We start from the raw sequence: 13,054 nt of genomic DNA, 5'->3' as shown, positions 1-13,054 counted from the left end.
CGAACCATGGCGGCGGACGACGAAGAATACAGCGGGTTCAACGACACCAGGCAGAAGCGGATCAAGGTCGTCGCCTGGGTCACGATCATCGCCCTCATCCTCGTCGGTGGCGGCGCGACCGTCTTCGCCCTCCTCTTCGGCTGAGCTTTCTTCACGCGTCGATCGCAGAATCGCGCGAGATTCGCAGGTTTTCGGCGCGATCCTGCGAAGCGCGTGCGATTCTGCGAAGCAGATGAGCCGCGGGTGCCCAGCAGACTCCCCGGGACGCCGCGCGCGACCGCGGCTACGATGAACGAGTGGAGCCGATCCTCCTCGTCATCACAAGCTGGTGGTGGATCGCTCCGGCCACCGTGGCGGCCGGAGCCGGCGCGTACGGCGCACTGACCACCGGTCGTCGTCGCGCCCGCCGGCTCGAGCTCGATGCCGCGCGTCACGAGGAGGGCCAGGCGTACCGTGCTCTGGTCGCCGCGAAGGCACAGGTGCGCACCGCGCAGGCCGATGTGCTCGCCGCACGGGCCCGTGCGGGCACCCCCACGGCGCCGATCGAGGCGCGGCGCGCGCTGACCTCGGCCCGCGACGCGGAGAAGTCCGCGGCGTACCTGCTCAGGGCGAGCCGGGCGCGCGTGAGGGCCTCGTACGCGCAGTACCGCGCACGGAGCTCCGCGGAGCCGCTGCCGATCGAGCGGCTGTACGCGCTGCACGACGCGGTGAACGCGCGGTGGCTGTCGTACGAGACGGATGTCGACAAGGCCCTGGCCTATCCGTCGGTGACCGACCCGCAGCATCCGGCCACCGTCGCCTTCCTCCGCGCGCAGCGGGACGCGCAGTTCCTTCGTCCGACGGCCGGCCGGCGTGTGGCGCCCGCCCAGTTCGCGGCCTACCGCGCGGCGGTCGAGACGCTCGACGCAGCCCTCACCGAGGCGGAGCGTCAGGCCGGGGTGCCGGGTGCCCCCCGCGCGCCCCAGACCGGGATGGCCGGCGTGCTCGGCTCGGTGGCCGATGCCATCGACGCAGCGATCCCGGTGATCGAGGGTCTGCGGTCGGTGATCGTGCTCCCGCGCCGCTCGACGCCCAAGACGCCGGACTCGGCAGCGGACTGAACCCCCGACTTCCGAGCAGGCGGCGGCCGACACCGGCACGCGCACGACGGTTAGCATGACAGGGTGGAGCAGATCTTCGACTTCCTCCGCGACTACTGGTGGCTGATCTTCCCCGTCTTCGGACTGGCCAGTGCCATCGGCGGCGCGTGGGAGCGCGCAGCGCGCCGACGCCACAAGCGCCGGCTCGAGGTGCTGCACGCCAAGGCCGAGCTGAAGGCGGCCGCCCGGGGCACGGCCCCGATCCCGGTGGCGGGCTCCACGACGGGCGCGCAGCCCGTGACCGCGTCGCCGAAGACCTCGCCCGTCCCCACGGGCACCCAGCTCGAGCGCCTCTTCGCCGCGCACGACGCGGTCACCGCCCGCTGGCTGGAGTACGAGCTCGACGTCGCGAAGATCATCGCGTTCCCCGCCATGAGCGACGGACGGCAGCCCCTGACGGCGGCCTTCCTCAAGGCGAAGCGCATCGCCGACGGTCTGCGCCCGGCCTCGTCGAAGGCGCGCCTGTCGAAGGAGCAGCTCGCCGAGTACCGCAATGCCGTCGCCGACTACGAGGTCGCGTTCGACGTCGCCGAGCGCGACGCGCGCAGGCTCAAGGACTCGTCCTTCACCGACGTCGAGCGCAAGCGGCTCGACACCGCGAAGCAGCTGCTGACCGTCGCGATCGACCAGGCGGCGACCCCCGCCGAGCGTCAGCTGGCCTACCGGCGCGTCCGCGAGGAGCTCGACGGGCTCATCTCGCTCTCGGACGAGGCGATCGAGGTGCTCGAGACGAAGGTCGCGCTCGAGCTGCCCGCCGCCCCTACCCCGACGGCGACGGATGCCGCGCCCCCGCGCGCCTCGACGACCCCGCCTCCCGCGACCGACGCTGCGCGGCCGGCCGCCCGTCCGGATCCGTGGCCGGTGCCCGCACGCCCCCAGCCGGATCCCGCGCCGGGCCGCGTCATCCGCCCCAAGTCGCACCCCTGAGCTCGCGGGGCTCAGCCGCCGGAAACGCCGAGGGCGGGCACCCGGAGGCACCCGCCCTGAGCAGACCGGTCGACGTCAGCTGGTGAGGCCGTCGACGTACTCCTGGTTGTCGGAGATCCACTGCTCGACGATCGGGGCGTAGTCGTCGCCGTCGTACTGGTTGAACATGGCGTCCTCCAGCGAGTAGAGGAGGTCGCTGGGCATCTCGAAGTCCGAGACCCACTGATGCACCTCGGGGAAGTCGTCGGCGAACGACGTCGCCGCCACCGAGTGGATGCCCTCGGCGTCGCCGAGGAGACCCTGCGGGTCCTCGAGGTCCTTGATCGGGAAGGCGTTGTACGCCCAGTGCGGGCGCCACAGCGTCACGACGATGTTCTCGCCCGCGTCGGTGGCCGACTGCAGCTCGGCGAGCATCGCCGGGGTCGACGACTCGATGAGCGTCATGTCCTCGAGGCCGTAGCCCGGCACGACCTCGTCGCCCGTGATGCGCATGAGCCCGGAGCCGGGCTCGATCCCGACGATCTGGCCGCCGAACTCGTCGGCGTTGGCCGCGAGCTCCTCGAGCGAGTCGATCGGTGCGTCCTCGTTCACCGCGATGGTGAGCGAGGCCTCATCGTTCCACGCGCCGAGGTCTTCGAGGTCGTCGCCGTACTGCTCCATGTAGTCGGCGTGCGTGATCGGCAACCAGGTGTCCAGGACGAGGTCGAAGTCCCCGCCGGCGAGTCCGGCGTAGACCGGCGCCACGTCGGCGTAGGTGAGCTCGACCTCGTAGCCCTGATCGATGAGGATCTGCTGCCACAGGTGCGACGCGGCGATCCCCTCGTCCCAGCCGTTGAACACGGCCAGCTCGATGGCGCGGTCGGCGCCGCCCTCCGACGCACCGGTGTCGTCACCGGAGCCGGTGTCGCCCGACCCGGCGCAGCCCGTGAGCACGAGCGCCGAGACGCCGGCGAGCGCGAGGCCCGAGGCGAGGTGCTTCTTCTTGGTCATCATGTCGACTTCCTCTCCATCCGCGTTGCTGTCCGCGGATCGGTCTTGGTCACGACGCGGCGAATCTCGCGCGCCGCCGGCGGGTTGATGGACCCGCCCGGTCTCAGGGCGAGCGGATGCTGCGGCATCCGCTCGCGTGTTTCACACCGCCGGTGCGCGGCCCGGCGAGGCGGTCACCCGCTCGCGGCCGGCGTCGTCCGCCTTCGCGGCGGCGGGTGCGTCATCGCGGGATGACATGCTCGTCGTCACGACCCGGCGCCGCGGGCGGTCCGTGCTGGCGAACGCCGAGGTGATGCGGTCGAGGATCATGGCGATGATCACGATCGAGATGCCGGCTTCGAATCCCAGGCCGACGTTGATGCGGCCGATCGCCCGGGTGATCTCGCCGCCGAGTCCGCCGGCGCCGACGATGCCGGCGATGACGACCATCGACAGGCTCAGCATGATGATCTGGTTGACGCCGGCCATGATGCTGGGCATCGCGAGAGGCAGCTGGATCTGGCGCAGGATGCGTCCGGGTGTCGCGCCGAAGGCATGACCGGCCTCGACCACCTCCTTGTCGACGCCGCGGATGCCGAGCTCGGTGAGGCGAACACCGGGAGCCAGTGCGAACAGGATGGTGGCGATCATCCCGGGCACCGCGCCGACGCCGAAGAAGATGATCGCGGGGATGAGGTACACGAACGCGGGCATCGTCTGCAGGAAGTCGAGCACCGGACGCACCACGCGTGACACGTGCTCGTTGCGCGCCGCCCAGATGCCGACCGGGATTCCGATCGCGGTGGCCACGACGGAGGCGACGAGCACGAGCGCCAGAGTGTCCATGGCGTTGTCCCACTGGTCCAGCAGCACGATCACGAACAGGCCCAGTGCTGTGCCGACCGCCAGCTTCCAGCCCTTGACCCAGAACGCGAGAGCCGCGAACACGATGATGACCGCCCAGAACGGCGGGGTGACCAGCACCCAGTCGAGGCCGTCGTAGACGATGCCGAGGATGGTGGCGATCGCGTCGAACAGCCAGCCGAACACATCGCCCACGAAGTCGACGACGGCCTCGATCCACTCGCCGAGGGGGAGCCTGAGGTTCTCCATCACACGCCTCCTTCCGTCGCGGCCGTGTCAGGCGCCGCGGTTGTCGCGAGGGCTGCTCCGGCGCTGGCCTGCCCGGCGCTCGAGCCCGTCGCCTCGCCGACGGCGGCGAGGGTCTGGGCGAACTCGGCCGCCGCCACGGTGACGGGCGCTTCGATGATCGGGATCTCGGTGGTCTGCGGGGCGACGTTGCCGAGCGCCGCGAGGAGCGTGACGCGCGGGATCGTGCCGAGCAGCCGGTTCTCGTCGTCGACGACGGCGATCGGGATGGGGCTCTCGACCGAGCGCTCGACCACCTCGGTGAGCGGATCGTCGACCTTCACGACCGGCTGCGCCCGGCCGACGAGGGACTTGAGGTCGGTCGTGCCGGCCTTCACGGCACGAACGACGGCGCGGTCGGTGACCGAGCCGATGTAGCGGCGGCTCTCGAGCACCGCCACCGATCCGACCTGCAGATCGCGCATCACGCGGAGCGCTCCTCGCACGCCGGCGCTCACGGGCGTCGTCGCGACGGGCGGCGCCATGACCGAGCCCGCGGTGAGGACGCGGGCGCGGTCGACGTCCTGCACGAACTGCGCGACGTAGTCGTTGGCGGGATCGGTGAGGATCTCCTCGGGTGTGCCGTTCTGCACGATGCGCCCGTCCCGCATGACGGCGATGCGGTCGCCGAGGAACATCGCCTCGTTGAGATCGTGCGTGATGAAGATGATCGTGCGGCCGAGCTCCTGCTGCAGCTCGACGAGCTGCTCCTGCATCTCGCGCCGGATGAGCGGGTCGAGGGCGGAGAAGGCTTCGTCCATGAGCAGGATGTCGGTGCCGGCGGTGAGCGCCCGGGCGAGGCCCACCCGCTGGCGCATTCCTCCGGAGAGCTCGTCGGGCATCGCCTCCGCGCGGTCGCCGAGACCGACCTTGTCGAGGATCTCGCGCGCGCGGCGCCGCCTCTCGTCCCGACTGACGCCCTGGATCTCCAGCGCGTACGCGGCGTTGTCGAGCACTGTGCGGTGCGGGAGCAGCGCGAAGTGCTGGAACACCATCGAGATGGACGAACGACGGATGTCGCGCAGCTCCTTCGCCGATGCGCGGTCGATGCTGCGTCCTTGGACCAGCACGTCCCCTGCGCTGGGCTCCAGGAGGCCGTTGAGCATGCGGATGATCGTGGACTTGCCCGACCCGGACAGTCCCATGATCACGAAGATCTCACCTGGTTGGACGGTGAAGCTCGCGTCGATGACGGCGGCTGTCCCGGCGTCGGCGACGTCGGCTCGGGAGTCCCCCGCCTGCAGCCGGCGGACGGCGTCTCGCGGGTTGCGTCCGAAGACCTTGTAGAGATTGCGCGCCTCGAGGGCGGGTTCGACGGTCACGTGCTTCACCTCGGAGGGCGCGCGAACACGCCCGGCTCTGGTTACGCCCGGGTGGCGGACGCCCGGTGCCGCCCGGCGTCGCACACACGCGACACAGCAGCACTTCCAGCGATGAACGTCGGGTGCATCGCCCGGTCCGCCGACCATACGTCCGCCGCGCCGGAACCCCCAGGGTCACGGTCGCGCGGCGATCGCGGACTGGTCGTCAGTGGCCCGAAGGCCGCGACCCAGGCTAGCCATCCCCTCGGGTCACGCCAAACCGAGCGTCGGATGGTATTCCAATCGTTATCCGGAGAGCCGGTTGCGAAGCATCCGGTTCTGTGGTTACTTAGTTGAGTAAGTAACCGATATAGCGAGGTCGATGTGATCGAAGAAGGCCGGGCGCTGTTCCTCCAGATCGCCGAGAGCGTGGAGGACTCCATCGTCGACGGGAGTCTGGCCGAGGAGAGCCAGGCGCCGTCCACGAATGAGCTCGCCGCCTTCTACCGCATCAACCCCGCGACCGCTGCGAAGGGAATCGCCATGCTCGTCGAGAAGGACGTGCTCTACAAGCGCCGCGGGATCGGCATGTTCGTCGCCCCCGGCGCGCGGGAGCGGCTGCGGGCCGAACGCCGCGCGGCCTTCGCCGAGCGCTACATCGACCCGCTCGTCGCCGAGGCGCGCACACTCGGCCTCGGCACCGAGGACCTGACCGAACTCATCCGCGACCGGGCGCTCGCGCCGGCCGCCTCCCCCAGCGAAGGAGAAGCCCGATGACCGCCGTGATCGAGGTGAAGGGGCTCACCAAGCGCTACCGCGACACCCTCGCCGTGGACGACGTGAGCTTCACGATCGAGAAGGACACCATCTACGGACTGCTCGGCCGGAACGGCGCCGGCAAGACCACCGTCATGTCCATCCTCACCGCGCAGAACTTCGCCAGCCGCGGAGACGTGCGGGTGTTCGGTGAGAACCCCTACGAGAACGCACGGGTGCTCCGGCGGATGTGCTTCGTGCGCGAGAGCCAGAAGTACCCCGACGACGCCAAGCCGAAGCACGCGTTCACGATCGCGCGCCTGTTCTTCCCGAACTGGGACCAGAAGTTCGCTGACCGGCTGATCGCCGACTTCCAGCTGCCGATGAACCGCCGCATCAAGAAGCTCTCACGCGGCCAGCTGTCTGCGGTCGGGGTCATCATCGGCCTCGCGTCACGAGCCGAGATCACCTTCTTCGACGAGCCCTATCTCGGCCTCGACGCGGTCGCGCGTCAGATCTTCTACGACCGCCTCATCGAGGACTACGCCGAGCACCCCCGCACCGTCATCCTCTCCAGCCACCTGATCGACGAGGTCTCGAATCTGATCGAGCGCGTGCTCGTGATCGACCGCGGCCGGATCGTCATGGACGAAGAGACCGATGCCGTCCGCGGCCGCGCCGCGAACATCGTGGGCGATTCTGCCGCCGTCGAGGCGTTCGTGCAGGGTCGCGAGGTCATCCACCGCGAGAGCCTGGGCCGCGTGTCGTCGGTGACCGTCGTCGGGACCCTCACGCCCGCCGACCGTGAGCAGCTGGCCGCAGCCGGCCTCGAGGTCGGGCCGGTGTCGCTCCAGCAGCTCATCGTCCGCACCAGCCAGAACGCCACCGGGACCTCTGATGCGTCCCCGCTCGAAGAAGGAGCTCTGCGATGAGCCGCACGCTCAACGTCGTCCGCATGCAGCTGGTGAACCGGCAGACGTTCATCTGGGTGCCGCTCATCATCCTCGGCGGCGCCCTCATCGTGTCGCTCATGATCTGGTCGATGCTGCCTCCCGGAGCGAACAAGTACAGCGGCGGGTCCCAGGGGCCGCTCTGGTACTTCGTCGCGGTCGGGGTCATGTCCTTCGCGTACACGTTCCCGTTCTCGCAGGCGATGAGCGTCACCCGACGCGAGTACTTCCTGGGGACGCTGCTGACCGCGGCGCTGACGAGCGGCATCCTCGCGGTGATCTTCGTGATCGGCGGGGCGATCGAGCTCGCCACCGACGGCTGGGGCATGAACGGGCTCTTCTTCTACGTGCCTTGGGTGTGGGAAGCCGGCCCTGCCGCAGCGGGGCTCAGCTACTTCGTGCTCGCGATGCTGCTGTTCGTGCTCGGCATGTGGTGCGCGATCCTTTACAAGCGGTTCGGCACGGTCGTGCTCGTCACCATCCTCGTCGGCCTGGGCGTCCTGCTGGTCGGGGTGATGTGGATCATCGGACGCTTCAACGCGTGGGGAGCCGTCGGGCAGTGGATCGCCGGAAACGGCGCTCTGGGCCTCACCCTGTGGGCGACGGCGGTCGCGGCCGTGCTCGCCGTGATCTCGTACCTCACGCTTCGCCGGACCTCGCCCTGAGGCATCCGTCCCGGTCCCCCTTGCCGAGCGGGCGCGAACGACGAGATGCCTCGTCGGGATCCGGTGATCTGCGCCCTCTCGGCGAGGGGGGCGAGGGGGTTGCGTCGCTCAGAGGCTGTCGGCGGCCTCGGTGTGGTGGCGGATGACCTCGGCCACGACGAAGTTGAACCACTTCTCGGCGAAGGCGGGGTCGAGGTCGGCCTCTTCGGCGAGGCGGCGGAGCCGCGCGACCTGCTGCTCCTCGCGCGCGGGGTCGGATGCCGGCATCCCGTGCTCGGCCTTGAGCCGGCCGACCTGCTTCGTGGCCTTGAAGCGCTCGGCCAGCAAGTACACGAGCGAGGCGTCGATGTTGTCGATGCTGCTGCGCAGACGACGGAGCGTCGCGGTCGGATCCTCGGTCATGCGTGCCTCCTCGGCCTCCGACGATACCCGAGCGTCCGGATGACGCCGGGCGCGGCATCCCTCGCCCCGGCCGGGTGATATCTCCGCGCCTCTCTCGTGAGCCCGCGGCAGCCGGTCATAGAGTGTCTCGCATGACCGAAGCTGCCACCTCCTCGGGCGCGAGCGACGCCGAGACCCTCGCCCCCCTCGCGGTCGATCCGGCCGTCGGCACGGACGCCGCGCATGCGAGCGGAGACGCCGTGCCCGACGCCATCGCCGCCTCCTCGGGTGAGGCGCCCGCCTCCAAGACCTTCTGGGCGAACCTCAACAACCCGTTCAGCGTCGGCCTGCTGCTGACGCTCGGCGGTCTCGTGGCGGCACTGCTGGGCCTCGCGTTCTGGAATCTGTCCACGATCGTCATCTACATCGTGTTCGCGCTGTTCGTGGCGCTGGGCCTGGATCCCGTGGTCCGGTGGTTCGAGCGGCACCACGTCGGCCGGGCATGGGCGATCGTGATCGTCTACTCCGCGTTCGCCGTCGTGCTCGCCGGCGTGCTGCTGCTCGTCGTGCCCGCGCTGGTGCAGCAGATCAGCGCTTTCGTCACCGACCTCCCCGACCTCGTCACCGAGTTCCAGGCGTCGGACTTCTACGGGTGGCTGACCAGCACTTTCGGCGCGCAGGTCGGCGACATGGTGACGCAGTTCAAGACCTTCCTCTCGAACCCCGCGAACCTGGCGGCGATCGGCGGAGGCGTGCTGAACTTCGCCGTCGGCGTCGGCACGGCCATCTCGGGGCTCATCATCGTCGTGGTGCTGAGCCTCTACTTCCTCGCGGGCCTGCCGACGATGAAGAAGGCGTTCATGCAGTTCGCCCCGGCGCGCAACCGTCCGAAGGCGACCGCGATGACCAACCAGATCACCGACTCGATCGGCGCCTACCTCATGGGCATGGTCGTGCTGGCGTTCTGCAACTCGATCGTGGCGTTCCTGCTGCACCTGTTCCTCGGGCTGCCGTTCCCCGCGCTGATGGGTGTGCTGGCTTTCCTGATCACGCTGATCCCCCTGATCGGTTCGGTGCTCTACTGGATCACCGCAACGGTCATCGCCCTCTTTACGGGCTGGCTCCCCGCCCTGATCTTCGCGGTCATCTACCTCATCTACATGCAGCTCGAGGCGTACGTCCTCACGCCCCGCGTGATGAACAAGGCCATCTCGGTGCCCGGGGCGCTGGTCGTCATCGGAGCGATGGTCGGCGGCACCCTGCTCGGCCTGCTCGGCGCGCTCGTCGCGATCCCCGTGACCGCGTCGATCCTGCTCATCATCAAGCAGGTCTTCATCCCGAGGCAGGACGCCAAGCTCTAGCTCACGCGGGAGCGCGCCGCAGTCCCAGGCGGGGGAGCGGAGCGCTGGCCGCCGCGGCGCTGCACTTCCCGACATCCGCTACGTCGCGCGACGGCACGATCGTCGGGAACTGCAGCGCGGCGGCGAAGCACCGGTGCGCGGCGGCTCGGCGCCGAGGCTCAGCGCAGCGGCAGCAAGCAGGTGGGAGAGGGCGCTGAGGTGCGGTGACGCACGCGCCCCGGAACCCCGGTCCGCAGGTCGAGCGACATGGACACGACGTCGTCCGACCGCTGACCGGCGATGAGCAGCGTGTCGCGCACGACGAGGTGGTGGCGCGGCCAGTCCACGCCGGCGTCGACGAGCGCGACCGGGGCCAGGGCCTCGCCCGCGCCGCGCACCCGCAGGGTCGCGATCGTGTTGCTGCCGCGCACGCCCGCGTAGAGGAACTCGCCGTCCCGGGATGCCGCGAGCTCGGCCGCCGAGTCGCCCGGCAGGGTCCCCGCGCCCAGCGCGGTGCCGGCGACGAGCGTCCACGTGCCGTCTGCGGATTCGGCGAGCGCGAAGACCTCGCACGAGTACTCGGTCACGACGTAGACGTGGCCGCTGGGGTGGCGCACCATGTGGCGCGGACCGCTGCCCTTCGGCAGCGCGACCTGATCCACCTGCCGCAGCCCGCCGCGGCCGGCCCGCCAGAAGCGGACCAGGTCGTGGCCGAGGTCCGTCGTGGCCAGCATCCCTCCCGGAAGGAACAGCGTCTCGTGGACGCGGGAGGGGCGAGTGGATGCCTCGGCCTCCGGCTCCGCCACCACGTCGTGGTCGGGCACGAGGTGCGCGAACTCCGCGCCCGCCGCCGAGCGGAGGGCGCGTGCGGCCGCGGCGAGGTCGAGGTCGGGCTCACCGGCGGACGGAGCGTCGGGGCCGTAGGGATCGGCGGATGCCGGGGCGATCACGGGCGCGGACGGGCGGCCCGCGGCATCCAGCGACATGCGCACCACGCGGCCGTCGCCCCAGCACGCCGCGACCAGCGAACCCCCGTCGGGGGCGACGGCGACATGGCAGACCGCGTCACCGGCTTCGACGGGGTCGCCGAGAGGGACGAAGGATGCCTCGCCCGTCCGCGCGAAGGCCTGCACGACCCCCCGGTGCTCGAGTGCGGCGTAGAAGACGTCGAGCGACGGGTGGGCGGCGATCCAGGACGGCGAGTCGGCGGTCGCGACCGTTCCCGCGAAGCCCAGCGGACCGCCGGCGGAGGCCTCGTCGACCGCGCCCGCGTGCAGCATCCCGATTCCGGATGCCGATCCGTCGGCGTCGGCGGTGTACCCGCCCAGCAGGAGACGCACGTCAGTCGAGCAGGTCGTGGCGGACGATCACGGCGTCCCGCGCGGCGCCGACGCCGATGACCGAGATGCGGGTACCGCTCATCGCCTCGAGGGCGAGCACGTACTCCTGCGCCTCGACCGGCAGGTCGTCGAACGAGCGGGCAGTCGAGATGTCCTGCTTCCACCCGGGGAAATACTCGAGGATCGGGGTGGCGTGATGGAAGTCGGACTGGTTCACCGGCACCTCGTCGTACCGCTCCCCGTCGACCTCGTACGCCACGCACACGGGGATCTGGTCGAGACCGGTGAGGATGTCGAGCTTGGTGAGCACCAGATCCGTGATGCCGTTGATGCGGGTCGCGTAGCGCGTGATGGGCGCGTCGTACCAGCCCACCCGGCGCGGGCGGCCGGTCGTGGTGCCGAACTCGAAGCCGCGCGAGCGCAGGAAGTCGCCGTTCTCGTCGAACAGCTCGGTCGGGAACGGACCCGAGCCCACGCGCGTCGTGTAGGCCTTGACGATGCCGACGATCCGGTCGAGGCGGTTGGGCCCGACGCCGGCGCCGGTCGCCGCACCTCCCGCGGTCGCCGAGGAGGACGTCACGAACGGGTAGGTGCCGTGGTCGACGTCGAGCATCGTGGCCTGGCCGCCTTCGAACACGACGACGTCGCCGGCGTCGAGCGCGTCGTTGAGCAGGAGGCCGGTGTCGGCCACCAGCGGGCGCAGACGGTCGGCGTAGGAGAGGAGATCCTCGACGACCTCGTCACACGTGATCGCGCGGCGGTTGAACACCTTCACGAGGAGGTGGTTCTTCTGATCGAGCGCCCCCTCGACCTTCTGCCGGAGGATGTTCTCGTCGAAGAGGTCCTGCACACGGATGCCGACGCGGTTGATCTTGTCGGCGTAGGCCGGGCCGATGCCCCGGCCCGTCGTGCCGATCTGGCGCTTGCCGAGGAACCGCTCCGTCACCTTGTCGAGCGTTCGGTGGTATTGCGTGATGATGTGCGCGTTGGCGCTCACCTTCAGACGCGATGTGTCGACGCCTCGGGCGTGGAGAGCCTCGAGCTCGTAGAAGAGGACCTCGAGATCGACCACGACGCCGTTGCCGATGACGGCGTTCACGCCGGGCGACAGGATGCCGGAGGGCAGCAGGTGCAGAGCGTACTTCTCGTCGCCGATCACCACGGTGTGGCCGGCGTTGTTGCCGCCGTTGAACTTGACGACCCAGTCGGTGCGCTCACCCAGAAGATCGGTGGCCTTGCCCTTGCCCTCGTCTCCCCACTGGACTCCGACGATCACGATGCCTGGCATGGGCTACTCCCCCGTTATCGGACGGTTACACCCCATCCTATCGACGGCCCGCGATCGCCCGACGATATGGTGTCCCCATGCAGACGAAGGCATGGGCTCGCACCTGGTCGGTCATGCGGCTCGCGATGGCCGCACTCATCGTCGCGGCCGTCGTGGCGCAGCTCACCGCGTCGCTCACCACCGCCGCCGATCTCGGCCGCGACGTCGGGACGACCCTGGTCAACTTCTTCAGCTTCTTCACGATCCTCTCCAACACGCTCACCTCGGTCGTCCTCGCGTGGGCGGGGGTGTGGTTCTTCGCACGCGGCCGCCATGCCGTGGCCGAGCCCCCCGCGCTCGCGCTGGCGCTCGCGTGCGTCACGACGTACATGATCATCACGGGCCTGGTCTACAACTCGCTGCTGCGCGGGATCGAGCTGCCGCAGGGCAGCGAGCCGATCCCGTGGTCGAACGAGGTGCTCCACCTGATCGGGCCCCTGTTCCTTCTCGCCGATCTCTTCGTGGGGCCGATGCGCCGCGCGCTGCCGTGGCGCGCGATCTGGGGCGTCGTCGCTTTCCCGATCCTGTGGGTCGTCTACACCATGCTGCGCGGACCGCTGGTCACCAATCCGGTGTCGGGCGATCCGTTCTGGTACCCCTACCCGTTCCTCAACCCGAACAACGAAGGCGGATGGGGCGCAGTGATCTTCTGGATCCTCGTCATCGCGCTCACCTTCCTCGTCGTGGCGTCCCTCGTGGTCTGGTGGGGGCGTCGCGTCGGAGCCGAGCGCGAACTCGACCACCTCACCGGCGACCACGTCGAGGACGAGTGGGAAGAGGCGCGCGAGGCCGAGTCCGAGGACCGCTGAG

At 69.9% G+C, this 13,054-nt stretch carries 14 protein-coding genes; 8 read left to right on the top strand and 6 right to left on the bottom strand.

From position 1 onward, the window contains the following. The first annotated feature begins 6 nt into the window (after nt 1-6). The 3 genes from ACFQ0P_RS06380 (at nt 7) to ACFQ0P_RS06370 (ending at nt 2,066) form a co-directional block, all read left to right on the top strand. Entirely contained in the window at nt 7-144 is a 138-nt protein-coding gene (locus ACFQ0P_RS06380; protein WP_204981265.1) for a hypothetical protein, read from the top strand. A gap of 152 nt (nt 145-296) precedes the next feature. Continuing rightward, nucleotides 297-1,100 (top strand): hypothetical protein, encoded by an 804-nt coding sequence (locus ACFQ0P_RS06375; protein ID WP_204981264.1) that lies wholly within the window; start codon nt 297-299, stop codon nt 1,098-1,100. A gap of 63 nt (nt 1,101-1,163) precedes the next feature. Further along, nucleotides 1,164-2,066 (top strand): hypothetical protein, encoded by a 903-nt coding sequence (locus ACFQ0P_RS06370; protein ID WP_204981263.1) that lies wholly within the window; start codon nt 1,164-1,166, stop codon nt 2,064-2,066. A 75-nt stretch (nt 2,067-2,141) separates the two neighbouring features. On the opposite strand, the gene ACFQ0P_RS06365 is transcribed toward ACFQ0P_RS06370, so the two are convergent. The 3 genes from ACFQ0P_RS06365 to ACFQ0P_RS06355 all read right to left on the bottom strand — a co-directional run bounded on the left by ACFQ0P_RS06365 (nt 2,142) and on the right by ACFQ0P_RS06355 (nt 5,506). Then, nucleotides 2,142-3,059: a glycine betaine ABC transporter substrate-binding protein gene (locus ACFQ0P_RS06365; RefSeq protein ID WP_204981262.1), complete on the bottom strand. Its 918-nt coding sequence runs from the start codon at nt 3,057-3,059 to the stop codon at nt 2,142-2,144. Nucleotides 3,060-3,197: 138 nt separating this feature from the next. After that, entirely contained in the window at nt 3,198-4,148 is a 951-nt protein-coding gene (locus ACFQ0P_RS06360; RefSeq protein WP_204981261.1) for an ABC transporter permease, read from the bottom strand. Then, on the bottom strand, nt 4,148-5,506 hold the full coding sequence (locus ACFQ0P_RS06355) for a quaternary amine ABC transporter ATP-binding protein (protein WP_378771667.1): 1,359 nt from the start codon (nt 5,504-5,506) through the stop codon (nt 4,148-4,150). The genes ACFQ0P_RS06360 and ACFQ0P_RS06355 overlap by 1 nt, the downstream gene beginning before the upstream one ends. A 363-nt stretch (nt 5,507-5,869) precedes the next feature. Here ACFQ0P_RS06355 and ACFQ0P_RS06350 point away from each other — a divergent pair, with 363 nt between their 5' ends. Genes ACFQ0P_RS06350 through ACFQ0P_RS06340 form a run of 3 tightly spaced genes read left to right on the top strand, consistent with a single transcriptional unit; the run spans nt 5,870 to nt 7,856 of the window. Next, entirely contained in the window at nt 5,870-6,262 is a 393-nt protein-coding gene (locus ACFQ0P_RS06350; protein WP_204981259.1) for a GntR family transcriptional regulator, read from the top strand. After that, nucleotides 6,259-7,173: an ABC transporter ATP-binding protein gene (locus tag ACFQ0P_RS06345; protein ID WP_204981258.1), complete on the top strand. Its 915-nt coding sequence runs from the start codon at nt 6,259-6,261 to the stop codon at nt 7,171-7,173. The genes ACFQ0P_RS06350 and ACFQ0P_RS06345 overlap by 4 nt, the downstream gene beginning before the upstream one ends. Next, nucleotides 7,170-7,856, top strand: a complete 687-nt coding sequence (locus ACFQ0P_RS06340; protein WP_204981257.1) for a hypothetical protein — start codon at nt 7,170-7,172, stop codon at nt 7,854-7,856. Before ACFQ0P_RS06345 ends, ACFQ0P_RS06340 begins: the two co-directional genes overlap by 4 nt. A gap of 108 nt (nt 7,857-7,964) precedes the next feature. Here the strand turns inward: ACFQ0P_RS06340 and ACFQ0P_RS06335 are convergent, their stop codons facing one another. Next, nucleotides 7,965-8,258, bottom strand: coding sequence for a chorismate mutase (locus ACFQ0P_RS06335; protein ID WP_204981256.1), 294 nt, complete (start codon nt 8,256-8,258; stop codon nt 7,965-7,967). Nucleotides 8,259-8,389: 131 nt separating this feature from the next. Between ACFQ0P_RS06335 and ACFQ0P_RS06330 the strand changes: the two genes are divergently transcribed. Continuing rightward, a complete protein-coding gene (locus ACFQ0P_RS06330; RefSeq protein ID WP_204981255.1) occupies nt 8,390-9,598 on the top strand; it encodes an AI-2E family transporter in 1,209 nt (402 codons plus the stop codon). A gap of 158 nt (nt 9,599-9,756) precedes the next feature. Here the strand turns inward: ACFQ0P_RS06330 and ACFQ0P_RS06325 are convergent, their stop codons facing one another. Beyond that, nucleotides 9,757-10,917, bottom strand: a complete 1,161-nt coding sequence (locus tag ACFQ0P_RS06325) for a lactonase family protein (RefSeq protein ID WP_204981254.1) — start codon at nt 10,915-10,917, stop codon at nt 9,757-9,759. Nucleotide 10,918: 1 nt separating this feature from the next. Beyond that, nucleotides 10,919-12,205: an adenylosuccinate synthase gene (locus tag ACFQ0P_RS06320; RefSeq protein ID WP_204981253.1), complete on the bottom strand. Its 1,287-nt coding sequence runs from the start codon at nt 12,203-12,205 to the stop codon at nt 10,919-10,921. A 77-nt stretch (nt 12,206-12,282) separates the two neighbouring features. Between ACFQ0P_RS06320 and ACFQ0P_RS06315 the strand changes: the two genes are divergently transcribed. Then, complete coding sequence (locus tag ACFQ0P_RS06315) at nt 12,283-13,053, top strand: Pr6Pr family membrane protein (RefSeq protein WP_378771661.1); 771 nt, start codon at nt 12,283-12,285, stop codon at nt 13,051-13,053. Nucleotide 13,054 lies beyond the last annotated feature (1 nt).

It is taken from the genome of Microbacterium insulae, assembly GCF_042677065.1.
GTDB classification, from domain to species: domain Bacteria; phylum Actinomycetota; class Actinomycetes; order Actinomycetales; family Microbacteriaceae; genus Microbacterium; species Microbacterium insulae.
Note: the sequence above shows the minus strand (reverse complement) of the source record. Positions and strands in the feature narration are given on the sequence as shown.